The organism is Variovorax guangxiensis (genome assembly GCF_003952165.1).
Lineage (GTDB): Bacteria > Pseudomonadota > Gammaproteobacteria > Burkholderiales > Burkholderiaceae_C > Variovorax > Variovorax guangxiensis.
Genome location: NZ_RXFT01000005.1, coordinates 226,825 through 250,556, shown reverse-complemented (window position 1 = coordinate 250,556; position 23,732 = coordinate 226,825). Strand labels below are relative to the sequence as shown.

Here is a 23,732-nt window from a genome sequence, read left to right as displayed (position 1 = left end):
AAGCGATGGAGTCCCAGAATCACAACAAACAAGAACTGCGCTGTGGCGCGAAACTGACCGATCACCAAATTACGTGCACGGGAGCCGCAATGCGACTCACTGACACGTAGCGGGCATTATCCAGCCCGATTTCGAAAAAGATGTGGCGAAATCGCGCCTTATCGGGAAACTCCCCGTTCCGGAGGGCGGTTTCGCAACGGTTTCAGCAGCCCGGAAAGCCCGTTGTGGTCTATTTCATGCATCAGGGCGAGCAGCCGGCCGATTTCTCCCGAGGGAAAACCCTCGCGTGCGAACCAGCTCAGGTAGTTGCCGGGCAGGTCGGCAATCAGCGTGCCCTTGTGCTTGCCGAAGGGCATTTCGAGCGTTACCAGCCGTTGCAGGTCTTCGGGGTTCATGGAGCGCTCAGCCTCCCGCGCGCTTGACCGTATGGCCCAGCTTCACCAGCGCTGCGATCACCGTTTCGCGGTGGTCGCCCTGGATCTCGATGGTGCCGTCCTTCACCGTGCCGCCCGTGCCGCAGGCCGTCTTGAGCTGCTTGCCCAGCGCCAGCAGGGCCGCCGCGTCGAGCGCCATGCCCTTCACTACCGTCACGCCCTTGCCTTTGCGGCCCTTTGTCTCGTGCGACACGCGCACAATGCCGTCGGTGGCCGGCGTGCCGCGCGCCTTTTCGAGCTCCTTGCAGCGGCAACGGGCCACGGGCTCGCCGCAGCCGGGACACATGCGTCCGCCCCCGTCGGTGGAATACACCAGGGTGCTGCCGCCGGACTGGCCGGTGCGCTGCTGTTTCATCGTCGACATCCGATACGCCTCTTTCTGCTTTCGATCTTTCTCTCTCTTCGCCCGCCGCGCTCATACACATGCCATTCGACTCACTGGGGTTGGCCCCCGCGCTCGTGCAGGCCGCCGCCCGAAGCGGCTTTTCCACGCCGACGCCCATCCAGGCCGCGGCCATCCCCGCCATTCTGCAAGGCCGCGACCTGCGGGGCTCGGCACAGACCGGCTCCGGCAAGACCGCCGCATTCTCCCTGCCCCTGCTGCAGCGCCTGACCGAGCAGCGTGAGGGCCCGCGCCGCGTTCGCGCGCTCGTGCTGGTGCCCACGCGCGAACTCGCGGGCCAGGTCGGCGACACCATGCACGACCTGGCGCAGCACCTGCCCGAGCGCCTGAAGATAGTCACCGCCTTCGGCGGCGTGTCGATCAACCCGCAAATGATGAGCCTGCGCGGCGGCGCCGACATCGTCGTCGCCACCCCCGGGCGGCTGCTGGACCTGGTGGAGCACAACGCGCTCAGGCTGGACGCGGTCGCCATGCTCGTGCTCGACGAGGCCGACCGCCTTTTCGACCTGGGTTTCGCCGAGGAACTCGGCCGCATCCTCGAACTGCTGCCGAAGCGGCGCCAGAACCTGTTCTTCTCCGCCACCTTCCCGCCGGCCATCCAGGCGCTGGCCGACGGCATGCTGCGCGACCCCGCCATCGTCGACGTGCAAGGCGAGCCGGGCACCGCGCCCGACATCGTGCAGCGCGTGATCGAGGTCGACGCGAGCCGCCGCACCCAGCTGCTGCGCCACCTGCTCGAGCAGCACGAGAACGAGTGGGACCGCGTGCTGGTCTTCGTCGCCACGCAGCACGCGGCGCAGACCGTGGCCGAGAAGCTCTACCGCAACGGCATCTACGCCGTGCCCTTCCACGGCGACATCGCGCAGGGCACCCGCAGCAACATCCTCTCGCAGTTCAAGCAGAGCCGGTGGGACGTGGTGATCGCCACCGACCTCGCCGCGCGCGGCATCGACATCGCGCAGCTGCCCGTGGTAGTCAACTACGACCTGCCGCGCTCGCCGACCGACTACATCCACCGCATCGGCAGGACCGGGCGCGCGGGAGAGCGCGGCCTGGCGATCAGCTTCGTGAGCGCGGCCACCGAGGCCCATTTCCGCCTGATCGAGAAACGCAACGGCCTGCGGCTGCCGCGCGAGCGCGTCGAGGGCTTCGAGCCGACGGAAACCGCGCCGCCGGTGGTGGACGCCTCGGGCACGGGGGGGATCAAGGGGAAGAGGCCGAGCAAGAAGGACAAGCTGCGGGCGGCTGCTGCGCTTGCTGCCGCGCGGGGAGACGCCCCCGAGGCGAGCGACTGACCGCGGCCGATCAGCCCACCGCGTAATCCACCTGATGCCGCGCGATCCGCAGATCGCCCAGCTCTTCACGCACGCGCAGGTGCGCCGGATGCGTGGCATAGCCGTCGAGCGAAGCCTGGCTGTCGAACTCGCTGTAGAGCACCACGTCGCAGGCGTAGCCCACGCGGCTCGAATCGACGCCGACCTCGATGTGCAGCAGGCCGGGTATCTGCCCGCGCAGCGATTCGAACTTGCACTTGAGCAGCTGCGTGGCGCGCGCCTTTTCTTCGGGCGTGTCTGCGCGCAGGTCCCACATCACGATGTGCTTCAGCATGGCGCTCGCGTGCCCGTGGCGGGCTCGCCGAAAGAAAGATGGGGAATGAAGGTCACACGGGCTCCTGCTGCCTGGCTTGGCGCGACCGATGGTAAGCACGGCATCGCGCCCGGCGAGCCGCGCCTGTGAAGAACAGTTTTCCGCTTTCCCCGCTTCTTCCTTCTGTTGCCTCTACAGCCAGCCCAGCTGCTTCGCCGCCAGCTCCTTCATGACTTCCTCGGCCCCGCCGCCGATCATCATCACCTTCACTTCGCGGTAGATGCGCTCGCTCACGGTGCCGCGCATGAAGCCCATGCCGCCGAGGATCTGCACCGCTTGGTCGGCGCAGAACTGCATGGCCTGCGTCGCGTGGTTCTTCAGCATGCATATCTGCGCCACCCATTCGGGGGCGTTGTGGCGGCCGGCGGCTTCCAGCGCATCGCCCTGCGCCGACACCGCTTCGATCCACGCCTCGGTGGAGGCGATGCGCATCTGCATGTCGACGAGCTTGTGGCGCACCGCCTGGTGCCCGATGAGCGGGGCGCCGAAGGCCTTTCGCTCGCGGGCCCAGGCCAGCGCCTCGTCGAGGCAGGCCTGCGAGAAGCCCAGCGCGCCCGCGGCGAGGCCGATGCGCTCGCCGTTGAAGTTGCCCATGATCATGCGGAAACCTTCGCCTTCGTTGCCGAGCAGGTAGCGCGCGGGCACGCGCACGTTGTCGAAGTGCAGGGTGGCGGTGTCGGAGCACAGCCAGCCCATTTTCGACAGCCGCGTGCGCGTGAGGCCGACCGCGCCGCCCGGCACCAGCAGCATCGAGATGCCGCCCGCGCCACGTCCCTCGCCGGTGCGCACGGCCACGGTGATCCAGTCGGCGCGCATGCCCGAGGTGATGAAGGTCTTCTCGCCGTCGACCACGTAGTGATCTCCGTCGCGCCTTGCCGTGGTGCGCAGCGCCGCCACGTCGGAGCCGCCGCCGGGCTCGGTGATGGCGAGCGCCGCGATCTTCTCGCCGCGCAGCACCGGCGGCACGACCTCGCGGCGCACCGCGTCGCTGGCATGCAGCACCACGGGCGGCAGGCCGATGTTGTGCGAGAACAGGCTGGCGAGCACGCCGCCGCTCTTGCCATGGCGCGCGAGCGCGACCCAGGCCGGCAGCTTGAGCGAATACGAGGCCGGCGTGCCGCCGAGTTCTTCCGGATAGCCCAGGCCCAGCAGGCCCAGTTCGGCGGCGCGTGCATAGAGCGCGCGCGGAAACTCGCCCGCATCGTCCCAGGCCTGCACGTTCGGCGCGATCTCGCTTTCGGCGAAGCGCCGCACCGTGTCGGCGAGCGCGGCGCGGTCGGCTTGCAGCTCGGCGTCCATGCGACCGGCTTCCTGCTAGCCGCGCGGCGGGCGCTTGGCGATGCCCATGGTCTTGGCGAGGATGCCCAGCATCACCTCGTCGGCGCCGCCGCCGATGGAGCCCAGCCGGCCGTCGCGGTACAGGCGCGAGACGCGGTTCTCCAGCGTGAATCCCATGCCGCCCCAGAACTGCAGGCAGGTGTCGGCCACCTGGCGTGTGAGGCGGCCGGTCTTGAGCTTGGCCATCGAGGCGAGCTCGAGCACGTCCTCGCCCTTCACGTGCAGGTCGCAGGCGCGGTAGGCGAGCGCGCGCAGCGCCTCCACCTCGGTCTTGAGCTCGGCGAGCTTGAACTGCACCCACTGCTGGTCGGCCAGCGTGGAGCCGAACATCTGGCGCTGCTGCGCCCACTCGATGGTCTGGGCGATGCAGTCTTCCATGGGCTCCAGCGAGCTCGCGGCAGCCCACAGGCGCTCTTCCTGGAACTGCTGCATCTGGTAGACGAAGCCCTGGCCCTCCTCGCCGATGCGGTAGCGCTGCGGCACGCGCACGTTGTCGAAGTAGATGAGGCCGGTGTCGCTCGAATTCATGCCGATCTTGCGCAGCTTCTTCGCCTTCTCGATTCCGGGGCTGTCCATCGGCACCATGACCAGCGACTTGTTTCGGTGCACGGGCCCGTCGCCGGTGTTGACCAGCATGCACATCCAGTCGGCCTGAAGGCTGTTGGTGATCCACATCTTCTGGCCGCTGATGAGGTAGTCGCCGCCGTCCTTGCGCGCATGGCTCTTCAGGCCCGCCACGTCGCTGCCCGCGCCGGGCTCGCTCACGCCGATGCAGCCGACCATGTCGCCCGCGATGGCCGGCGCCAGGAACTCGCGGCGCAACTCGTCGCTGCCGAAGCGCGCGAGCGCGGGCGTGCACATGTCGGTCTGCACGCCGATGGCCATCGGCACGCCGCCGCAGGAGATGTGGCCCAGCGCCTCGGCCATGGCCATCGCGTACGAATAGTCCAGGCCCGCGCCGCCGAAGGCCTCGGGCTTGTTCAGGCCCAGAAGGCCGAGGTTGCCCAGCTTCTTGAAGACCTCGTGCGCGGGAAAGATCTCGGCCTCTTCCCACTCGTCCACGTGCGGGTTGATCTCGTCGTCGATGAAGCGGCGCAGGGTCTTCTGGATCTCGAGGTGTTCGTGGCTGTATTGCATGAGGTGGTCTCCGGTCTTTTCTTGTCTCTCGTCCTACTTGTCCTGGAACACGCGCGGCGCCTGCGCCAGGTGGAAGCCGTCGAAGGGCTTCACCGCGCGGCGCTGCCGCGCCTGCGCGTCGGGAATCGCCATCGGCCAGCCCATGCGCACCTGCGGGCGCGCGCCGTCCACGCGCAGCACGCTGCCGCTGACGAAGCTCGCGGCGGGACAGAGCAGGAAGACGATGGCGGCGGAGGTCTCGGCCTCGTTGCCGAAGCGGCCGGCCGGTACGGTCTTGCGCATGGCGCGCAGCATGTCGCCGGCCTCGGGCGGGTAGTGGTCCATGCCGCTCGATGCGATGTAGCCCGGCGCCACCGCGTTCACGCGCACGCCGCTCGCGGCCCATTCGAGTGCGGCGGTCTCGGTGAAGCTCACCATGCCCGCGCGCGCCGCGCCGCTGTGGCCCATGTTGGGCATGGAGCCCCACATGTCGGCCACGATGTTGACGATGGCGCCGCCGTTGGCCTGCATGCTCTGCAGGTAGCACTCGCGCGCGACCAGGAAGCCGCCCGTGAGGTTGGTGTGGATCACCGCCTCCCAGCCCTTGGCCGAGATCGCATGCAGCGGCGTGATGTACTGGCCGCCCGCGTTGTTGACCAGCCCGTCGATGCGGCCGTGCGCGGCGACGACGGCGGCGATGGCCGAGCGCACCGCGTCCTCGTTGCGGATGTCGAAGGCCTGCGTGGAGGCCTTGCCGCCGGCGGCCTCGATCTCGGCGCGCACCGCGTCGAGCTTTTCGGGCTTGCGGCCGACCAGCACCACCTGCGCGCCCAGCGAGGCGAGCTCGTGCGCGGTGCAGCGGCCGATGCCGGAGCCGCCGCCGGTGACGACGATGACCTGCCCGTCGAACAGGCCGGGGGCGAAGACGGAGCGGTAGTGGGAGGAGGGAGCGTTCATGTGAATGGTTTTCGCAAAGACGTGGGCTGGTTCCCGTCATGCATCGGCGACCTGCGCGACCACATGCCGCGCCGCCACCTGCGCGCCCACCGCGACATGCAGGGCGACCTTGCCGGCGCGCGGCGCGCAGTGCACGTGCTCCATCTTCATCGCTTCGAGCGTGACCAGCGGCTGGCCCGCGGCGACGGCCTCGCCCTCGGCCACCAGCAGCGCGATCACGCGGCCGTTCATGGAGGCGCGCAGCAGGCCATCGCCGCCATCGGCGCCTGCTCGGGTGGCCGGCACGTGAGTGAGGTCGTCGAGGCGGTGAGCCTGTCCGTCGAAGTGGAAGAACACGCGGCCGTCATGCCGCGCGACGAAGGCTTTTGCCGAAAGTCCGTTGCACGAGAAGCGCAGGCTGCCGTCGCCGGGCATGTCGAGCAGCGAGAGCTGCATCGGCGCCTGGCCGTCCAGCGCGATGTCGAAGCGGCCGGCGCCGCGCGGCGTCACCCGGGCGGCGTGCACCGTGCCGTCGAGCTCGAAGCGAAGAGCGTTGGGCAGCGTGTGCGCCAGCGGCGAAGGCCAGCCGCGTTCGCCGAGCTGCAACAGCAGTGCGGCAAGCAGCGCGGCGCGGTTGCGGCCTGCTTCGTCGGTGGCGAGCAGCGTGTCGATGTGGTCGGCCACGAAGGCGGTCGTCGCCTTGCCGCCTGCGAACACCGCATGCGACAGCGTGCGCTCCAGCAGCTGCTGGTTGGTCGGAATGCCGAGCGCGACGGTGTCGTGCAGGCCGGCCAGGAGCCGCTGCCTCGCGTCCTCCCGCGTGCCGCCGTGGGCGACCAGCTTGGCGATCATCGAGTCGTAGAAGGGCGGTACCTCGGCGCCATCGCGCAGGGCGTGCTCGGTGCGCAGCGCGGCGCTGGGGCGCCATGCGGCCAGCGTGCCGCTCTGCGGCATGAAGCCCTGCTGCGGATCTTCGGCGCACAGGCGGACCTCGATCGCGTGGCCGGAGAAGCGCACGTCCTGCTGCGCGATCGGCAGCGGCTCGCCGGCCGCGATGCGCAACTGCAGCTCGACCAGGTCGAGGCCCGTCACCGCTTCCGTCACCGGGTGCTCGACCTGCAGGCGCGTGTTCATTTCCATGAACCAGTAGCGGCCCTCGGCATCGAGCAGGAATTCGAGCGTGCCCGCGCCTTCGTAGGCGATGGCCTTCGCCGCGGCGACGGCGGTGGCGCCCATGCGTTCGCGCAGCGCTTGCGAGACGGCGGGCGAGGGCGCTTCCTCCACCACCTTCTGGTGCCTGCGCTGCACCGAGCAGTCGCGTTCGCCAAGGTGGATGGCGTTGCCGTGCCGGTCCGCGAACACCTGCACCTCGACATGGCGCGGTGCGACGATGGCGCGCTCCAGGATCACGGTGGCGTCGCCGAATGCATTGAGCGCTTCCGACTGCGCGCTGCGCAGCTGCTCGGCGAAATTCGCGGCCGAGATAACGAGCCGCATGCCACGCCCGCCGCCGCCGGCGGTGGCCTTGATCATCACCGGCCAGCCGATGCGCGCGGCTTCGGCGGCCAGCGTCTTCTCGCTCTGGTCCTCGCCCTGGTAGCCCGGAATGCAGGGCACGCCCGCCGCCTGCATCAGCCGCTTGGCGCCGGCCTTGTCGCCCATCGCGCGAATGGCTTCGGGCGAGGGGCCGATGAAGACCAGGCCGGCATCGCGGCAGGCCTGCGCGAAGGCCGCGTTCTCGGCGAGGAAGCCGTAGCCGGCGTGCACCGCGTCGGCGCCGCTGGCGCGCGCGGCCTCGACGATCGCGGCGATGTTCAGGTAGCTCTGCGCAGGCAGCGGCTCGCCGATGTGCACCGCCTCGTCGGCGAAGCGCACGTGTTCCGAGCCGGCGTCGGCGCTGGAGTACACGGCCACGGTGCGAAAGCCCATGGCACGGGCGGTGCGCATCACGCGCACCGCGATCTCGCCGCGGTTTGCGACGAGGATCTTGCGGAATCCGGTAGTGGTGCTGTTGCTCATGGCCGTGCCACCCCGAACTGCATGGGCTGGGGCGCGCGGGCATCGGCGTCGCGGCACACCGAGAGAACCTCGGCCAGCACGGCGCGGGTGTCGCGCGGGTCGATCACGCCGTCGTCCAGCAGCAGCGCGCTGGTGGTGAACACGCTCATCTGCCGGTCGAAGCGCTCGACGACCTGCTGCTGCATCGCGTCGATCTTCGCCTGGTCGACCGCGCCCTTTCGTGCCATGCCGGCCTCCATCACGATGGCCATGGTCTTCGCCGCCTGCTCGCCGCCCATCACGGCGGTGCGCGCGTTGGGCCAGCTGAAGCAGAAGCGCGGCGCGAAGCCGCGGCCGCACATTCCGTAGTTGCCCGCGCCATACGAGGCGCCGCACAGCAGCGTGACCTGCGGCACCGTGGCGTTCGACACCGCCTGGATCATCTTCGCGCCGTGCTTGATGATGCCGGCCTCCTCATGCGCGCGGCCCACCATGTAGCCGGTGATGTTCTGCAGGTAGACGATGGGCGTGCGCGACTGGCAGCAGGCCTGGATGAAGTGCGTGGCCTTGGTGGCGCCGTCGGAGTCGATGGGGCCGTTGTTGGTGATGATGCCCACCGCATGCCCTTCGAGCCGGATGTGGCCGCAGACGGTGGCGCTGCCGTAGTGCTCGCTGAACTCCAGGAACTCGGAGCCGTCGGCGATGCGCGCGATGACCTCGCGCATGTCCACCGGGCGTCGGCCGTCGCTGGGCATGATGCCCAGCAGTTCCTCGGCGTCGTAGCGCGGCGGCGCGAACCGGCGCGGCGCCTCGTCGCGCGCCCAGTCGATGCCGCCGAGGATCGTGCGCGCGATGCGGATGGCGTCGCGGTCGTCCTCCGCGAGGTAGTCGCCCAGGCCCGAGATGTGCGTGTGCATCACCGCGCCGCCGAGTTCTTCCTCGGTGGCGATCTCGCCGGTGGCCGCCTTCAGCAGCGGCGGTCCCGCGAGGAATGCGCGCGTGCGGTCGCGCACCATCACGATGTAGTCGGAAAGACCGGTCTGGTAGGCGCCCCCGGCGGTCGAGGAGCCGTGCGTCACCGTCACCACCGGCAGCCCTGCGGCCGACAGCCGCGCGAGGTTGCGGAAGATGTTGCCGCCGCGCACGAAGTCCTGCACGCGGTAGTGCATGAGGTTGGCGCCGGCGCTTTCCACCAGCTGCACGTAGGGCAGCCTGTTCTCCAGTGCGATCTCCTGCACGCGCAGCTGCTTGTCCAGGCCCATGGGCTGCAGCGCGCCGGCGTCGATGCCGGAGTCGGAGGCGTTGACCATGCAGCGCACGCCCGCGACGTAGCCGATGCCGGAGATCAGGCCGCCGCCGGGCACGCTCTTCGAGAGATCGGGATTGTCCTGGCCGAGGCCCGCCAGCGAGGCCAGCGGCAGGAAGGGCGCGCCGGTGTCCAGCAGCAGCGCGATGCGCTCGCGCGGCAGCAGCTGCCCGCGCCTGGCGAAACGCTCGGCCGATGCGCCGGAGGCCGCGACGGCGCGGGCCTCATGCTCGCGCACCTGGCCGAGCAGCGCCAGCATGCTGGCCCGGTTGGCCTGGAAGGTGTCGCCGGCCGTTTGCAGCCGGGATTCGATGACTGGCATGTGAGAGTCCGTGCAGATCGTTTTTTTCGCTCTGCGCGGACTCTAGGATGCGGGCGCCGCGCCCGCTTGCGCTTACTAGCTGGCGCGCACCCGGCGGCCGGCGACCGGCGCGTCGAGGCTGCTGCCGGTGACCACCCAGTAGATGAAGATCAGCACCGCGCCGGCCGTGCCGAACACCGTGAGGCCCATGTAGCTGCCGCCGATGGCCAGCGCGTCGACCGGCGCGGCGGCGGTGCAGACCATGCTGGCCGCGCTCATGCCCACGTAGTGCATGGTGCAGACCGCCACGCCCATCACTGCGGCGGCCGCGACCTTGTGCGTGAACTTGCGCAGGTTGAAGGCCAGCCACAGGGCCGCCGCGGCGGCGGTGACGGCGATGAGCACCGACAGGCCCACCGTCGTCAGGTCGAAGTTCATCGAGGCGCGCATATTCATCGCGAACATGCCCATGTAGTGCATCACGCACACGCCGATGCCCGCCAGCAGGCTGCCGCCGAGCCAGCCCGAGCGGCTGAACTTGCGCCGCCCGCCGGCCATGTACAGCGCGATGCCCGAAATCAGGATGGCCGCCACCAGCGACACCACCGTGAGCGGCATGTTGTACGAAATGGCTATCGGCAGCCGGTACGCCAGCATGCCGATGAAGTGCATCGACCAGATGCCGATGCCGCCCAGCGCCACCGCCGCGCAGGTCACGACGGCGAGGTTGGGCTTGCCGTCCGCGCCGACCATCCGCCCGGCGCAGATCAGGGCCACCAGCGAGCCCGCGAAGGAAATGAGGAAGGAGAGCGCCACCATGCCCAGGGAGTACTCGGGCGACAGGATCTGGCCTACGACGAGCGGAGTCATGCGATGTCCCTTTCAGGTCAAAAGAGCGCCTCGCGGACCCCCCGCCGCCGGATGCGGACGGGACGCCACAAGACGTCCCGCGCAGTCTGTAATGTTTGTTTGTAAAAGTAAACTGAAATTTACACTTATTGTTACCCTACCTTACGGGGCGAATCCGATAGATCGCATTGTTGCGGTCGGCCGCCATGTAGATCGAGCCGTCGCGGCCCACCGCGACGCCCGTCACCACGTAGGGCGGAGGCAGCCCGGGCCCGGGCGCGAGGCCGATCGGCAGGTTCTCGGCGACGGTACGGCCGCTGCCGTCGGGCGCGATTTCGACCAGCCGGCGCGCCGCGCTCTCGGCCACGATGAAGCTGCCCCAGGGCGTCTGCGCCAGGCCTTCGGGCAGGGCCAGCCCCTCGGCCACCGCGCGCAGCGGAGCGCTGGCGTCCAGCGGAATGCGCAGCAGCCGGCCGGCCGCCTCGGTCACGTAGAGCGCGCCGTCCTGGCCGACGATCATCTGCACCGGGCCGTTCAGGCCGCTGGCGAGCACTGACTTCTGCGCGAACTTCGGCCCGCTCGCGCGTGTGATGCTGCCGGTCGCGATCTCCGCGTAGATCACGCTGCCGTCGGGCATGGGAATGGCGTCGAACGGCGCCTTCAGCCCGTGGATGGTCTCGACCGTCTTCAGCGTCTGCCGGTCGACCAGCTGCACCGTGCCGGTGAACCACGAGCTCAGCGCGAAGAGCTTCGGCGACAGGCCGACGGCGAAGGGGTAGTCCAGCTCCGGGTCGCGCTGCATGCGGAAGATGTCGCGCACCTCGCCGGTGCGCACGTCGACCTGGCGGAAGCCGAAGACGTCGGCCACCCAGAGGTCGTTGCCGTCGATCTTCATGCCGGCCGGCGCCGCCACCTTGCCGCTGGTGAGCGTGCGCAGCTCGCCGGTGGCGGGGTTGAAGGCCTGCACCTCGTTGTTCGCCATGTTGGAGACGTAGATCGTTCCGTCAGGAGCGATGGCGAGGTTGTCGAGCGACGGCCGCAGCTGCTTCGCGACCGTCTTGCGGCCGGTGGCCAGCTCCACCCGCACCAGCTCGCCGCTGCGCGCGTCGACCACCCAGAGGTTGCCCTTGCCGTCGAGGTTGGCGGCGGCCGGAATCTTGAAGCCGTCGGCGATCACGGTCATGTTGCCGTTGGCCGGGTCGATCTTCACCACCTGGCCCTTGAACCACAGCGGCCCGTAGAGCATGCCGTCGGGCCCCACTTCGAAGCCGTTGAAGCCGCCCATGTCCTTCCTGATGAGCCGCGGCGGCTTCTGGCCCTCGCGGTCGATCTCCCACAGCGCGTCGCCCAGGAACACCTGCGAGGCGTAGAGCCTGCCGTTGCGGCGGTCGAAGTCCAGCGAGTTGAGGCCGGGCAGGTCCTTGGCCAGCACGCGCATGGGCGCGGTGTCGCTCTCGCGGTAGCGCAGCATGCCCATCAGGTAGTTGGTCCAGGCCAGCTCGCCCTTCGGGCCCACGGCGATGTCGTCGGCCTGGCCTTCGGGTGCGTCGATGAACACCCTGGCCGCGCCGGTGCTGGGGTCGACCTCCCACATCGTGTTGCCGAGCACCGAGCCCGCGAGCAGCCGGCCCTTGGCGTCGATGGCCAGCCCATGCACCCCGGCGAAGGCCGAGGGCGCGACCAGCGCCTCGGGCGCGGCCCACGAGGCGGGCCGCGTGGTCGGGGCGGACTGCGTGGGCGAGGGTGGGGCGGAGGCCGGTGGCGAGAGGCTGCTGCAGGCGCCCAGCAGGGCGAGGGTGGCGGTCAGCGCGATGGCGCCGAGGCTGCTTCGACGTGGCATGGTTGGCGACTCCTCTTATTGATGCGCGCAGCAGTCTAGGAGCGCGGCGGGGCCGCGGAGTCCCCATGGGGACAGGATGCGGACTTTCGTCCGCTGTGGATTACCCGCGGCCTTCAGCTGCGGTTCAGCCGCAACTCAGCCGCGCAGCAGCTGCGTCGCCGTGTGGATCAGCAGCCCCACCAGCCCGCCCACCAGCGTGCCGTTGATGCGGATGAACTGCAGGTCGCGCCCGATGTGGCGCTCGAGCTCGACCGTCATCTCCTGCGCGTTCCACTCGCCCACGCGCTCCTCGATGTAGCGGCGGATGTCCTCGCGGTAGCGCTCGATGGCCAGCGGCGCGGCGGCCTCGATCTGCTCGTTGATCCAGCGGCGGATGGCCTCGTCGCCTTGCAGCCGCGTGCCCAGCGCGCCGGCCATCGACGCGATGCGCCGGCGGATGCTCGAGTCGTTGCGGCCCAGGTCGTCGTGCAGCCACGCGAGCATCTCGCCCCACAGCCCGTGCAGGTAGTCGCCCAGGGCGGGGTGCGCAACCAGCTCCGCGCGGATCTGTTCGCCGCGTTGCTGGAACTCGGGGTCGAGCTTCAGGCGCACCACGAAGTCGTCGACGAAGTGGTCGAAGCGCCTGCGCATCGGATGCTCGGGCTCGGCCGCGAGCTCGCCGATGGTGCGCGCCACCGCCGCGACGATTTTGCGCGTGGCCAGCTTGGCCGCCACCTGGTCGAGGCCCACGTAGCGCAGCGTCCTGATCTCGCGCGCGATCGCCTCGGTGATGTGCGCCTGCACCTCCTCGCCTTCGAGCAGGCCGGCCACCTGCTGCAGCACGTCGTCGAGCAGTGCCTGGTGGCGCCCGCCGGCCGTGAGCGCGTCGAGCGCCTGGCCCGTGAGGCGCGAGAGGTCGATCTTCTGCAGCCCGGCCGCGGCGGCGCGGCCCATGAAGTCGCGCACGCGCTCGTCGTCGAAGGCCGAGAGCCCGTAGCGCGTGGCGGCCACGCCCCATTCGCCGAGCTTCTCGCCGCTCGCGGGGCGCGCCAGCCAGTCGGCGATGCGCCCGGCCGCGTCGAACTGCCGCAGCTTGCCGAGCACCTGCTCGGTGCTCAGGAAGTTGTCGCAGATGAATCCCGCGAGCTTGGCGCCGATGCGGTCCTTGTTGCTCGGGATGATGGCGGTGTGCGGAATCGGCAGGCCCAGCGGGTGGCGGAACAGCGCCACCACCGCGAACCAGTCGGCAATGGCGCCCACCATCGCCGCCTCGGCGAAGGCCGCCACGTAGCCCCAGGCCGGGTGCCGCGCATGCAGCACGCTCGCCACCGCATAGAGCAGTGCGGCGCCGCACAGCAGGCCGAGCGCGACGCGCTTCATGCGCCGCGACGCGTCGATGCTGGCGGCGCTCTCAGCCAATGCTCGGCGTGGATGCCAGGCGCTCCATGAACAGCTCGCAGCGCGCGAGCTGCTCGAGGCTCACGTACTCGTCGGGCTGGTGCGCCTGCTCGATGCTGCCGGGTCCGCACACCACGGTGGGGATGCCGGCGTTCTTGAAAAGACCCGCTTCGGTGCCGAAGGCCACCAGCGTGGTGCGCTCCTCGCTCGCCAGGCGCTGGGCCAGCAGCGTGATGGGGTCGTTGGCGGAGCCCAGGAAGCTCGGGATCTCGCAGATGGTCTCGAAGCTGAAGCCCGCGTCGGGCGCCACCTTCTTCATCGCGGGTTCGAGGCTGCCCGCGTAGGCGACCACCTCGGCCTGCATCTTCCCGGCGTCGGCGGTGGGAAGGTCGCGGAATTCATAGCGGAACTCGGCGTCGCGCGGCACCACGTTGTCGGCGATGCCGCCGTGGAACTGTCCCACGCTCGCGGTGCTGAAGGGCACGTCGAAGCCCTCGTAGCGCGGCTCGCTGCGCTCGAAGCCCTCGGCCATGTCGCGCACCTTGCCGATCACGCGCGCGGCCATCTCGATGGCGTTGACCGACTTCGGCGTGAGGGAGGAGTGCGCCTCCTTGCCGCGCACGCAGCACTTGTAGCGGTACACGCCCTTGTGCGCGATGGCGGGCACCATGCTGGTGGGTTCGCCCACGATGCAGGCCAGAGGCTTGATGCCGGCGTCGCGCATGTCGGCGATGAGCTCCTTCACGCCGAAGCAGCCGATCTCCTCCTCGTAGCTGAAGGCGAAGTGCATCGCGAAGGGAGAGTCGCTCTCCAGGAAGCGCCTGGCGTTCGACAGCGCGACGGCGATGAAGCTCTTCATGTCGGCCGAGCCGCGCCCGTAGAGGCGCTCATTGCGCACCACGGCCGAGAGCGGATCGACGCTCCAGTCCTGCCCGTCCCAGGGCACCGTGTCGGTGTGGCCCGAGACGATCACCCCGGCCGGCTTGCCCTCGCCCAGCGTGGCGAAGAGGTTCGCCTTGGTGCGTTCGGCGTTGTAGGTGATGCGGCTCTTCACGCCCAGCGCCGCGAGGTGGCTCTGGGCGAAGTCGATCAGTTCGAGGTTGCTGTTGGCACTGATGGTGTTCATGCGCACCAGCGTCTGGGCCATCAGCAGGCTTTGGGGTGAAAGCGTATGGGGCATGCAACACATTCTCCCGGAAGTCGGCGCCGCGCGTGCATGGATGTCGAAGCTGTCACGCGAAACGGGTACCCTGCGCCTCTTCATTCCGGACGGAGAAACCTCGACCATGCGCACCTCTCTTCAGATCGCCCTGACCGCCACCGCAGCCCTCGCACTGGCCGCCTGCAGCAGCACCGGACCTTCCGGCGGCAGCAGCAAGCTGCTCACGCTGGACGGCAACCCGCCGCTGGTCATCGCCCATCGTGGTGCATCGGGCTATCTGCCGGAGGAAACCCTCGAAGCCTACGCCCGCGCCATCGAGCTCGGCGCCGACGTGATCGAGATGGACCTGATCTCCACCAAGGACGGCGTGCTCATCGCCCGCCACGACCCCAATCTCGCCATCAGCACCGACGTGGCCAGACACCCCCGCTTCGCCTCGCGCAAGAAGACCATCAAGGTCGACGGCGAAACCCAGACCGGCTGGTTCAGCAACGACTTCACGCTGGCCGAGATCAAGACCCTGGGCGCCATCTCCACCGACGCCGAGCGTCCGCAGGAATTCAACGGCAAGTACAAGGTGCCGACCTTCCAGGAGATCATCGACTTCGCCAAGGCCAAGTCGAAGGAAACCGGCCGCACCATCGCCATCTACCCCGAGACCAAGAACCCGACCTACTTCCGCGACCTGGGCCTGCCGATGGAGGACAAGGTCATCGCCGCCATCAACGCGGCCGGCTGGAACAGCAAGACCGCGCCCATCTACGTGCAGTCCTTCGAGCCGGGCAGCCTCAAGTACATGAAGAGCAAGGGCCTGAATACGAAGCTCATCCAGCTCATCGACGGCGACAGCGTCGACCTGAAGACCGGCGCCGTGACCTTCGCCGTGCCCAGCGACCGCCCCTACGACTGGACCAAGGCCGGCGACAAGCGCAACTTCGACGCCATGGTCACGCCCGCGGGCCTGGCAGAGATCAAGAAGTACGCCGACGGCATCGGTCCCTGGAAGCGCTACATCGTGAGCATCAAGGGCACCATCGGTGCCGATGGCAAGCCGGTGGACGTCAACAAGGACGGCAAGATCAACGACGCCGACGCCACCTCCACGGCGCCCACCTCGCTGATCGCCGACGCGCACAAGGCGGGCCTGTTCGTGCACCCCTTCACCTTCCGCAACGAGTCGCGCCGCCTGGCATCCGACTACAACAAGGACGGCAAGAACGAATACGGCGTGTACTACAAGCTCGGCGTGGACGGCGTGTTCACCGACTTCACCGACACCGCGCTGGCCGCGCGCGCCGACTACCTCAAGAGCATCGGCCGCTGATCGACCGGGTTATCGTCCGCGCATGACCACAGACGATACCTCCTCGCCCGACCTCTCCCCGCGCGACCTCGAACTGCTTCGCATGGCCATCCGCCTGTCGGACGAATCGAAGGCGCGCGGGCGCCATCCCTTCGCCGCGCTGGTGGCGAACGAGCACGGCGAGGTCGTCGTCACCGCGGGCAACAACTCGATGCCGCCCGAGGGCGATCCCACGCAGCACGCCGAGCTGGTGGCCGCCGCGCAGGCCGCGAAGCTGCTCACCCCCGAGGAGCTCGCGCGCTGCACGCTCTTCACCAGCGCCGAGCCCTGCTGCATGTGCGCGGGCGCTATCTACTGGACCAACATCGGGCGCGTGGTGTACGCGCTTTCCGAACACGCGCTGCTGGGCCTGACGGGCGACCATCCCGAGAACCCGACCTTTTCGCTTCCCTGCCGCGAAGTCTTCGCGCGCGGGCAGCGGCGCGTCGAGGTGGTGGGGCCGCTGCTCGAGCAGGAAGCCGCCGCGCCGCACGTGGGCTTCTGGACCGGCGCGCACTGAGGAACTGAGGAAAGGCCCCGGCAACCGGCTGGGGCTGCGTGTTTCCCGAGGTGCCCCGAAATGCCAGAGTGGATAGACTGGCGTTTTGAGACGGTCTATCCCCATGAAACTCATCGACTCGATCGTCACGCAGGCGGCTGGCATCGCCGCCGTCCGACGTGACCTGCACGCACACCCCGAACTCTGCTTCGAAGAAGTCCGCACCGCCGACGTGGTGGCAGGCAAGCTCACCGAATGGGGCATCCCCATCCACCGCGGCCTGGGCACCACCGGCGTGGTGGGCATCGTCAAGAACGGCACCAGCAATCGCGCCGTCGGCCTGCGCGCAGACATGGACGCACTGCCCGTCACCGAGCTCAACACCTTCGCCCACGCCAGCAAGCACCACGGCAAGATGCACGCCTGCGGCCACGACGGCCACACGGCCATGCTGCTCGCGGCCGCGCAGCACCTGGCGAAGCACCGCAACTTCGACGGCACCGTCTACCTGATCTTCCAGCCCGCCGAAGAAGGCGGTGGCGGCGCCCGCGAGATGATCAAGGAAGGGCTCTTCGAGAAATTCCCGATGGATGCCGTCTTCGGCATGCACAACTGGCCCGGCATGAAGGCCGGCCAGTTCGCGGTGAGCCCGGGCCCGGTGATGGCCTCGGGCAACAAGTTCTTCGTCAACGTGGTGGGCAAGGGCGGCCACGCGGCGCTGCCGCAGACCGGCGTCGACCCGGTGCCGATCGCCTGCGAGATCGTGCAGGCCTTCCAGACCATCCTCACGCGCAAGATGAAGCCGACCGATTCGGCCGTCATCTCCGTCACCACCATCCATGCCGGCGAAACCAACAACGTGATTCCCGACAACTGCGAACTGTCGGGCACGGTGCGCACCTTCTCCATCGAGGTGCTCGACATGATCGAGGCGCGCATGAAGCAGATCTGCGACCACATCTGCGCCGCGCACGACGCCACCTGCGAGTTCCGCTTCGAGCGCTACTACCCGCCCACCATCAACACCGAGGCCGAGGCCGACTTCGCCCGCCGCGTGATGGGCGACGTGGTCGGTCCCGAGAACGTGCTCAAGCAGGAAGCAGCCATGACCTCGGAAGACTTCGCCTTCATGCTGCAGGCCAAGCCGGGCGCCTACGCCTTCATCGGCAACGGCGACGGCTCGCACCGCGACGTGCATCACGGCGAGGGCCCGTGCACGCTGCACAACGCGAGCTACGACTTCAACGACGACCTGATCCCGCTGGGCGCGACCTGCTGGGTGCAGATCGCGGAGCAGTTCCTCAAGCCCGGCGGCAGCGCCGCCTGATCCGCCTTCCTGGTCGCCTGATTCACCGAGAGAGGTCCAGCGCCACATGATCGGAATCGCCGAAGCCTTTTCGCCGCGCTACGCGCAGGCGCGCCAGAAGTTCCTGCAGGGCTGCGTGAGCGCCGGCCTCACGGTCGAGCCGCATGCGCATCCGCTCAAGGGGCGCGAGGGCGAGGAGCTCTCGATGGACGTGGCGCTCGACGGCGCGCCCGATGCGCCGAACCTGCTGGTCGTCAGCAGCGCCTGCCACGGCGTCGAAGGCCACTGCGGCAGCGGCGTGCAGGTGTTCGCGCTGCACGACGCCGAGTGGCGCGAGAAAGCGAAGGCGCAGGGCGTCGCGGTGCTGTATGTGCATGCGCTCAATCCGCACGGTTTCTCGCACGGCCGGCGCGTGACGCACGAGAACGTCGACCTCAACCGCAACTTCATCGATTTCTCGAAGCCGGTGCCGGTCAACGAGGCCTACGCCAAGCTGCACGAGCTGCTGCTGCCCGACACCTGGCCGCCCACGCCCGAGAACCAGGCGGCCATCGAGAAATGGATCGGCAAGCACGGCACCACCGCCTACCAGGCGGCCGTGACCAGCGGCCAGTACCAGTTCGAAGACGGCCTCTTCTACGGTGGCAAGGCGCCGACCTGGAGCAACAGGACCATCCGCGAGGTGCTGCGCCGCCATGCGGGGCAGGCCAAGCGCATCGCGTGGATCGACCTGCACACCGGGCTGGGCCCGAACGGGCTGGGCGAACGCATCTTCGCCTGCCGCGACGACAAGGCCGCCTACGCGCGGGCCAACGCGTGGTGGGGCACGCCCGCGGCGCCCGTCACCTCCATCTACGACGGTTCATCCACCTCGGCGCTGCTGCGCGGGCTGATGTGGGATTCGGTGTACCAGGAGTGCCCGCAGGCCGAGTACACCGGCATCGCGCTCGAATACGGCACGCTGCCCATCCTCGAAGTGACCGGCGCCCTGCGCGCCGACCACTGGCTGCACAGGCACCCCGAGGCGCCGGCCGAGCTGGCGGATGGCATCCGCGCGCGCATGGTGGAAGCGTTCTACACGGACACCGACGCCTGGCGCGGGCAGATCGTCAGCCAGGCGCGCCAGGCGATGTTCCAGGCCGTCGACGGCTTGACGGGCTGACGCCGCGGCCGGAGAACCTCAGGTCCTGACGCGGCCGTCGCCCGTCAGCATCGAGAGCTCGACGAACTTCGAGCCCACGTGGTTCCTGGCCGAGAACGACACCTCGAAGCCGCCGAACTGCTGGCGGTCGATGCTTTCCAGGCCCGCGATCAGGCTCTCGCGCGTGGGCTTGCCCGGCGCCTTGCGCAGGCCTTCGACCAGCACCTTCGCGGCCAGGTAGCCCTCCAGGCTCGAGAAGTTGACGCTCGCGCCGTTGACCTTGCGCGCCGCCTCGGCGAACTCGCGGGCCAGCGCGTTGGCCTGGTTGTAGGGCGAGGGCACCACCTGCGTGATCATCACGCCGGCGCCGTCCTTGCCCAGCTCGTCGGCCAGCGCCTGCGTGCCCACGAAGGACATGTTGAAGAAGGTGCCGCCATAGCCTGCCTTGCGCGCTTCGCGGATGAAGGCCGCGCAGGCCTTGTACGCGCCCACCTGCACCACCGCGTCGGGCCGCGCCGCGACGATGGCCTTCACCGCCTGCGCCACGTCGGCCGAGTTGCGCTCCACGGTAGCGAGCGCGACCGGCTTGAGCTGCTGCTCGCCGAGCGCCAGCGTCACGCCGTCGAGGCCGGCCTTGCCGTAGGCATCGTTCTGATAGAAGACCGCGATCTTCTTCAGGCCCAGGTGGGTGAGCTGCTTCACCATCAGCGCCGTCTCGTCGTTGTACGAGGCGCGCAGGTGGAACACGTTCTTCTGGAAGGGTTCGCGCAGCGACATCGCGCCGGTGAAGGGCGCCACGAAGGGCACCTTGTCCTTCACCGCCAGCGGCAGCGCGGCCAGGCTGGTCGGGGTGCCGATATAGCCGAAGAGCGCGAAGACGTCTTCCTCGATCAGCTTCTGCGTGTTGGCCGCGCAGCGGTCGGGTTCATAGCCGTCGTCCAGGTTCTTGATGACCACGTTGCGGCGGCCCGGCTGGGCGTTGTACTGGTCCAGGAACAGCTTGGCGCCCTGGTGGAACTGGATGCCCAGCTGCGCCGCCGGGCCGGTGAATGCCGCCGACTGGCCCAGCACCAGCGGCGTGTCCTGCGCCCGGGCGAGGCCGAAGCCGCCCAGCGTGGCGGCCGCGCCCGCGGCCAGAGAAAAACGACGTCGATTCAACAACATGATGAAAACCCACTCCTGCGCTCTGAATCGCGCACAAATTAGACTTGCCCGATGGCCCACGCACCGGATACCTCGCTCGAAGAAGCGCCCTCCCAGCCCGCAACGACCACCGTGCTGGGCGCATGCCCGCACGACTGTCCGGACACCTGCGCGCTGGTCACCACCGTCAGGGACGGCGTTGCCGTGAAGCTGCAGGGCAACCCCGCCCATTCGCACACGGGCGGGGTGCTGTGCACGAAGGTGTCGCGCTACATCGAGCGCAACGACCATGCGGAACGGCTGGTTCAGCCCCTGAAGCGGGTGGGCCCCAAGGGAAGCGGCCAGTTCGAGCCGGTGAGCTGGGACGCCGCCCTGGACGACATCGCGGCGAATCTTCAAGTATTACAGGGAAAACCCGAAGCTATTGTCCCCTATAGCTATGCGGGCACCATGGGCCTGGTGCAGGGCGAGTCGATGGACCGGCGCTTCTTCCACAAGCTGGGAGCCAGCCTGCTGGACCGCACGATCTGCTCCATGGCCGGCGGCGAGGCCATGCTCTACACGCTGGGCGGCAAGGTCGGCATGCGCATCGAGTTCTTCGCCGAGGCCAAGCTGATCCTGATCTGGGGCAGCAACTCCATCGCCAGCAACCTGCATTTCTGGCGCCACGCCCAGGCCGCCAAGCGCGCCGGCGCGCGGCTGGTGTGCATCGACCCGCGCAAGACCGAAACCGCCGACAAGTGCGACGAGCACATCGCGCTGCTGCCCGGCACCGACGCCGCGCTGGCGCTGGCACTGATGCACGAGCTGATCGTGAACGACTGGCTCGACCCCGACTACATCGCGAACCACACCCTGGGCTGGGAGCAGCTGCGCGAGCGCGCGCTGCAATGGCCGCCGTCGCGCGCGGCGCAGGTCTGCGGCATTCCCGAGGAACAGATCGTCTCGCTCGCCAAGGCCTACGGCACCACGAAGCCGGCCGCCATCCGCCTGAACTACGGCATGCAGCGCGTGCGCGGCGGCGGCAACGCGGCGCGCGCCGTCGCCTGCCTGCCGGCGCTGGTGGGCGCCTGGCGCGACCGCGCGGGCGGCCTGCTCTTGAGCAGCTCCGGCCACTACCCGGTGGACCGCGCCGCGCTGCAGCGCCCCGACCTGCTGGCCGGGCGCAAGCCGCGCACCATCAACATGAGCACCATCGGCGATGCGCTGCTCGACACCGCCAACCCGGTGAAGGCCATCGTGGTCTACAACAGCAACCCGGTGGCGGTGGCGCCCGAGTCGGCCAAGGTGGCGGCGGGCTTCGCGCGCAAAGACCTGTTCACCGTGGTGCTGGAGCAGTTCCGCACCGACACCGCCGACTACGCCGACTACCTGCTGCCCGCCACCACGCAGCTGGAGCACTGGGACATCCACTGCAGCTACGGCCACACCGACGTGCTGCTGAACCGCCCGGCCGTGGCGCCGCGCGGCGAGGCCCGCAGCAACGCCTGGGTGTTCCGCGAACTGGCGAAGCGCATGGGCTTCACCGAACCCTGCTTCTCCGATTCCGACGAGACGCTGTGCCGCACCGCCTTCGCCGAGCGCAACATCGATTTCTCCGAGCTGATGGCGCAGGGCTTCAGCAGCCTGAAGTTGCCCGAGGCGCCTTTCGCCGAAGGCGGCTTCCCCACGCCCTCGGGCCGCTGCGAATTCTTCAGCGACCGCCTGCAGGCCATGGGCGTGGACGGCCTGCCCGACCACGTGCCCAACTGGGAGCCGGCAGGCAGCTCGACCGAATTCCCGCTGGCCATGATCTCGCCGCCGGCGCGCAACTTCCTCAACTCGACCTTCGTCAACGTGACGAGCCTGCGCGCCATCGAGGTCGAGCCGCTGCTGGAGATCCACGAGGCCGACGCCGCCGCGCGCGGCATCGAGGACGGCGCCACGGTGCGCGTGTTCAACAAGCGCGGCGAGCACCGCTGCCGCGCCGAGGTCTCGCGCCGCGCGCGCCAGGGCGTGGTGCACGGCATGGGCATCTGGTGGCGCAAGCTCGGCATGGACGGCACCAACGTCAACGAGCTCACCAGCCAGCGCCTGACCGACATCGGCCGCGGGCCGACCTTCTACGACTGCCTGGTCGAAGTCGAGAAAGTGTGAGGCGCTTTCGCTTTCTTCCGGGCCTTCCGGCCCTCGCGCTGGCCGGCTCGCTGCTTCTGCTCACCGGCTGCGCCGACCTCGGCTACTACTGGCAGTCCGCCAGCGGCCACATCGGCATCATGCGCGCCGCCAAGCCGGTGCCCGAATGGCTGGCCGATCCGTCGGTGTCGTCGGCGCTGAAGGCCAAGCTCGAACTCACGCAGCGCATCCGCCGCTTCGCCTCGGCCGAACTCGGACTGCCCGACAACGCCAGCTACAAGTCGTACGCCGACCTGCATCGCGCCGCGGCCGTCTGGAACGTGGTGGCGGCGCCGCACTACTCGCTCACGCTCAAGAGCTGGTGCTTTCCGGTGGCGGGCTGCGTGGGCTACCGCGGCTACTACACCGAGGAAGCGGCCAAGGCCGAGGCCGAGGAGCAGAAGAAGCAGGATCTGGAAGTGGCCGTTTACCCGGTGCCCGCGTACTCCACGCTGGGCTGGATGAACTGGGCCGGCGGCGATCCGCTGCTGTCGACCTTCATCGGCTACCCCGAGGGCGAGCTCGCGCGCATCGTGTTCCACGAGCTCGCGCACCAGGTGCTCTACGTGGCGGGCGACACGGTCTTCAACGAGTCTTATGCCACCGCGGTCGAGCGCATCGGCGGCGCGATGTGGCTGCAGCGCGAGGCCGGCGATGCGGCGCGGCGCGAGTACGCGCAGTTCGACGCGCAGCGACAGGAATTCCGCGCGCTGGCGCTCGACACCCGCCGCGCGCTGACGAAGGTGTACGAGTCGCCCGAAGCCAAGGCCAAGGACTGGACGAAGGTGGAAGCCATGAAGCAGGCCGCCATGGCCGACTTCCGCGAGCGCTACGCGAAGCTGAAGGAGGGCTGGAGCGGCCCGCGCCAGAACGCCTACGACGCCTGGGTGGCGCGCGCCAACAACGCGGCCTTCGGCGCGCAGGGAGCCTACGACGACCTCGTGCCCAGCTTCGAGAAACTCTTCGAGCGCGAGGACCGCGAATGGCCGCGCTTCTATGCCGAGGTGCGGCGCATCGCGAAGCTGCCGACCTCCGAGGAACGCCGCGTCGCCCTGCAGGCAGCGACGGGTATCCTCCAGACCCAGACCACACCTGAACACGACAAGACCGGAGATCGCGGTGCCTGACATCCACATCGAACGCAACCACACAATGGGCATCGCACGCGCGCGCGTCGTCGCGCGCAAGTGGATCCAGCAGGCCGAGCAGGAGTTCGGCCTCGAATGCGTCTACACGCAGGGCGAAAGCTGCGACACCGCGACCTTCACGCGCGCCGGCATCGACGGCACCGTCGAAGTCACCGACACCACCTTCAAGCTCGACGCGACGCTGGGCTTCCTTTTCAGCAGCTTCAGCGAAATGATCGAGGCCAAGATCACGCGCAACCTCGACGCGATGCTCGATGCGCCGCGAGGCGGCGGCACGCGTCTCGCCTGAGCG

Annotated in this window: 21 protein-coding genes; 8 read left to right on the top strand and 13 right to left on the bottom strand. The window is 69.0% G+C overall.

Annotation, left to right across the window (positions count from 1 at the left end; translation table 11 throughout):
- Positions 1 to 158: 158 nt before the first annotated feature.
- Positions 159 to 395, bottom strand: a complete 237-nt coding sequence (locus EJP67_RS14190; RefSeq protein WP_126022354.1) for a DUF3820 family protein — start codon at positions 393 to 395, stop codon at positions 159 to 161.
- A 7-nt stretch (positions 396 to 402) separates the two neighbouring features.
- Complete coding sequence (locus EJP67_RS14185) at positions 403 to 798, bottom strand: translation initiation factor Sui1 (protein ID WP_126022353.1); 396 nt, start codon at positions 796 to 798, stop codon at positions 403 to 405.
- A 59-nt stretch (positions 799 to 857) separates the two neighbouring features.
- Between EJP67_RS14185 and EJP67_RS14180 the strand changes: the two genes are divergently transcribed.
- Complete coding sequence (locus tag EJP67_RS14180; RefSeq protein ID WP_126022352.1) at positions 858 to 2,132, top strand: DEAD/DEAH box helicase; 1,275 nt, start codon at positions 858 to 860, stop codon at positions 2,130 to 2,132.
- Positions 2,133 to 2,142: 10 nt separating this feature from the next.
- On the opposite strand, the gene EJP67_RS14175 is transcribed toward EJP67_RS14180, so the two are convergent.
- The 10 genes from EJP67_RS14175 to argE form a co-directional block, all read right to left on the bottom strand.
- The gene (locus EJP67_RS14175; RefSeq protein ID WP_126022351.1) at positions 2,143 to 2,445 is read right to left on the bottom strand and encodes a Dabb family protein; all 303 of its coding nucleotides are present in this window, start codon (positions 2,443 to 2,445) and stop codon (positions 2,143 to 2,145) included.
- A gap of 171 nt (positions 2,446 to 2,616) precedes the next feature.
- On the bottom strand, positions 2,617 to 3,783 hold the full coding sequence (locus tag EJP67_RS14170; RefSeq protein ID WP_126022350.1) for an acyl-CoA dehydrogenase family protein: 1,167 nt from the start codon (positions 3,781 to 3,783) through the stop codon (positions 2,617 to 2,619).
- 15 nt (positions 3,784 to 3,798) lie between these two features.
- The gene (locus tag EJP67_RS14165) at positions 3,799 to 4,959 is read right to left on the bottom strand and encodes an acyl-CoA dehydrogenase family protein (protein WP_126022349.1); all 1,161 of its coding nucleotides are present in this window, start codon (positions 4,957 to 4,959) and stop codon (positions 3,799 to 3,801) included.
- A gap of 33 nt (positions 4,960 to 4,992) precedes the next feature.
- The gene (locus EJP67_RS14160; protein WP_126022348.1) at positions 4,993 to 5,895 is read right to left on the bottom strand and encodes an SDR family oxidoreductase; all 903 of its coding nucleotides are present in this window, start codon (positions 5,893 to 5,895) and stop codon (positions 4,993 to 4,995) included.
- Between the two features lie 36 nt (positions 5,896 to 5,931).
- Positions 5,932 to 7,893, bottom strand: coding sequence for an acetyl/propionyl/methylcrotonyl-CoA carboxylase subunit alpha (locus tag EJP67_RS14155; RefSeq protein WP_126022347.1), 1,962 nt, complete (start codon positions 7,891 to 7,893; stop codon positions 5,932 to 5,934).
- Positions 7,890 to 9,500 carry an acyl-CoA carboxylase subunit beta gene (locus EJP67_RS14150; protein WP_126022346.1) on the bottom strand — a complete coding sequence of 537 codons (1,611 nt, stop codon included), beginning with the start codon at positions 9,498 to 9,500 and terminating at the stop codon, positions 7,890 to 7,892. Before EJP67_RS14150 ends, EJP67_RS14155 begins: the two co-directional genes overlap by 4 nt.
- A 75-nt stretch (positions 9,501 to 9,575) precedes the next feature.
- Positions 9,576 to 10,349, bottom strand: a complete 774-nt coding sequence (locus EJP67_RS14145; protein ID WP_126022345.1) for an MHYT domain-containing protein — start codon at positions 10,347 to 10,349, stop codon at positions 9,576 to 9,578.
- Between the two features lie 136 nt (positions 10,350 to 10,485).
- Entirely contained in the window at positions 10,486 to 12,168 is a 1,683-nt protein-coding gene (locus EJP67_RS14140) for a hypothetical protein (RefSeq protein ID WP_126022344.1), read from the bottom strand.
- A 135-nt stretch (positions 12,169 to 12,303) separates the two neighbouring features.
- The gene (locus tag EJP67_RS14135) at positions 12,304 to 13,566 is read right to left on the bottom strand and encodes a DUF445 domain-containing protein (RefSeq protein WP_240650654.1); all 1,263 of its coding nucleotides are present in this window, start codon (positions 13,564 to 13,566) and stop codon (positions 12,304 to 12,306) included.
- Positions 13,559 to 14,725: an acetylornithine deacetylase gene (gene argE / locus EJP67_RS14130; RefSeq protein ID WP_126022343.1), complete on the bottom strand. Its 1,167-nt coding sequence runs from the start codon at positions 14,723 to 14,725 to the stop codon at positions 13,559 to 13,561. The genes EJP67_RS14135 and argE overlap by 8 nt, the downstream gene beginning before the upstream one ends.
- Before the next feature lie 106 nt (positions 14,726 to 14,831).
- Here argE and EJP67_RS14125 point away from each other — a divergent pair, with 106 nt between their 5' ends.
- The 4 genes from EJP67_RS14125 to EJP67_RS14110 all read left to right on the top strand — a co-directional run bounded on the left by EJP67_RS14125 (position 14,832) and on the right by EJP67_RS14110 (position 19,016).
- Positions 14,832 to 16,031 carry a glycerophosphodiester phosphodiesterase gene (locus EJP67_RS14125; protein WP_126022545.1) on the top strand — a complete coding sequence of 400 codons (1,200 nt, stop codon included), beginning with the start codon at positions 14,832 to 14,834 and terminating at the stop codon, positions 16,029 to 16,031.
- A gap of 22 nt (positions 16,032 to 16,053) precedes the next feature.
- Positions 16,054 to 16,569, top strand: coding sequence for a nucleoside deaminase (locus tag EJP67_RS14120; RefSeq protein ID WP_126022342.1), 516 nt, complete (start codon positions 16,054 to 16,056; stop codon positions 16,567 to 16,569).
- Positions 16,570 to 16,672: 103 nt separating this feature from the next.
- A complete protein-coding gene (locus EJP67_RS14115) occupies positions 16,673 to 17,875 on the top strand; it encodes a M20 aminoacylase family protein (RefSeq protein ID WP_126022341.1) in 1,203 nt (400 codons plus the stop codon).
- 46 nt (positions 17,876 to 17,921) lie between these two features.
- Positions 17,922 to 19,016, top strand: coding sequence for a M14 family metallopeptidase (locus tag EJP67_RS14110; RefSeq protein WP_126022340.1), 1,095 nt, complete (start codon positions 17,922 to 17,924; stop codon positions 19,014 to 19,016).
- Between the two features lie 18 nt (positions 19,017 to 19,034).
- Here EJP67_RS14110 and EJP67_RS14105 read toward each other — a convergent pair whose 3' ends face one another.
- Positions 19,035 to 20,159, bottom strand: coding sequence for an ABC transporter substrate-binding protein (locus EJP67_RS14105; protein WP_165909629.1), 1,125 nt, complete (start codon positions 20,157 to 20,159; stop codon positions 19,035 to 19,037).
- Between the two features lie 51 nt (positions 20,160 to 20,210).
- On the opposite strand from EJP67_RS14105, the gene EJP67_RS14100 reads away from it, so the two are divergent.
- From EJP67_RS14100 to EJP67_RS14090, 3 genes are read left to right on the top strand one after another with little or no spacing between them, the layout of a single operon-like run.
- The gene (locus EJP67_RS14100; protein ID WP_126022339.1) at positions 20,211 to 22,274 is read left to right on the top strand and encodes a molybdopterin-containing oxidoreductase family protein; all 2,064 of its coding nucleotides are present in this window, start codon (positions 20,211 to 20,213) and stop codon (positions 22,272 to 22,274) included.
- Positions 22,271 to 23,419 (top strand): aminopeptidase, encoded by a 1,149-nt coding sequence (locus tag EJP67_RS14095; RefSeq protein WP_126022338.1) that lies wholly within the window; start codon positions 22,271 to 22,273, stop codon positions 23,417 to 23,419. Before EJP67_RS14100 ends, EJP67_RS14095 begins: the two co-directional genes overlap by 4 nt.
- The gene (locus tag EJP67_RS14090; protein ID WP_126022337.1) at positions 23,412 to 23,729 is read left to right on the top strand and encodes a polyhydroxyalkanoic acid system family protein; all 318 of its coding nucleotides are present in this window, start codon (positions 23,412 to 23,414) and stop codon (positions 23,727 to 23,729) included. The genes EJP67_RS14095 and EJP67_RS14090 overlap by 8 nt, the downstream gene beginning before the upstream one ends.
- Positions 23,730 to 23,732 lie beyond the last annotated feature (3 nt).

Coding starts and splice junctions, on each gene's coding strand:
- EJP67_RS14160 (WP_126022348.1), bottom strand. CDS start 5,895: ATGAACGCTCCCTCCTCCCACTACCGCTCCGTCTTCGCCCCCGGCCTG.
- EJP67_RS14185 (WP_126022353.1), bottom strand. CDS start 798: ATGTCGACGATGAAACAGCAGCGCACCGGCCAGTCCGGCGGCAGCACC.
- argE (WP_126022343.1), bottom strand. CDS start 14,725: ATGCCCCATACGCTTTCACCCCAAAGCCTGCTGATGGCCCAGACGCTG.
- EJP67_RS14100 (WP_126022339.1), top strand. CDS start 20,211: ATGGCCCACGCACCGGATACCTCGCTCGAAGAAGCGCCCTCCCAGCCC.
- EJP67_RS14180 (WP_126022352.1), top strand. CDS start 858: ATGCCATTCGACTCACTGGGGTTGGCCCCCGCGCTCGTGCAGGCCGCC.
- EJP67_RS14110 (WP_126022340.1), top strand. CDS start 17,922: ATGATCGGAATCGCCGAAGCCTTTTCGCCGCGCTACGCGCAGGCGCGC.
- EJP67_RS14190 (WP_126022354.1), bottom strand. CDS start 395: ATGAACCCCGAAGACCTGCAACGGCTGGTAACGCTCGAAATGCCCTTC.
- EJP67_RS14155 (WP_126022347.1), bottom strand. CDS start 7,893: ATGAGCAACAGCACCACTACCGGATTCCGCAAGATCCTCGTCGCAAAC.
- EJP67_RS14120 (WP_126022342.1), top strand. CDS start 16,054: ATGACCACAGACGATACCTCCTCGCCCGACCTCTCCCCGCGCGACCTC.
- EJP67_RS14175 (WP_126022351.1), bottom strand. CDS start 2,445: ATGCTGAAGCACATCGTGATGTGGGACCTGCGCGCAGACACGCCCGAA.
- EJP67_RS14140 (WP_126022344.1), bottom strand. CDS start 12,168: ATGCCACGTCGAAGCAGCCTCGGCGCCATCGCGCTGACCGCCACCCTC.
- EJP67_RS14150 (WP_126022346.1), bottom strand. CDS start 9,500: ATGCCAGTCATCGAATCCCGGCTGCAAACGGCCGGCGACACCTTCCAG.
- EJP67_RS14145 (WP_126022345.1), bottom strand. CDS start 10,349: ATGACTCCGCTCGTCGTAGGCCAGATCCTGTCGCCCGAGTACTCCCTG.
- EJP67_RS14165 (WP_126022349.1), bottom strand. CDS start 4,959: ATGCAATACAGCCACGAACACCTCGAGATCCAGAAGACCCTGCGCCGC.
- EJP67_RS14115 (WP_126022341.1), top strand. CDS start 16,673: ATGAAACTCATCGACTCGATCGTCACGCAGGCGGCTGGCATCGCCGCC.
- EJP67_RS14125 (WP_126022545.1), top strand. CDS start 14,832: ATGCGCACCTCTCTTCAGATCGCCCTGACCGCCACCGCAGCCCTCGCA.
- EJP67_RS14170 (WP_126022350.1), bottom strand. CDS start 3,783: ATGGACGCCGAGCTGCAAGCCGACCGCGCCGCGCTCGCCGACACGGTG.
- EJP67_RS14105 (WP_165909629.1), bottom strand. CDS start 20,159: ATGTTGTTGAATCGACGTCGTTTTTCTCTGGCCGCGGGCGCGGCCGCC.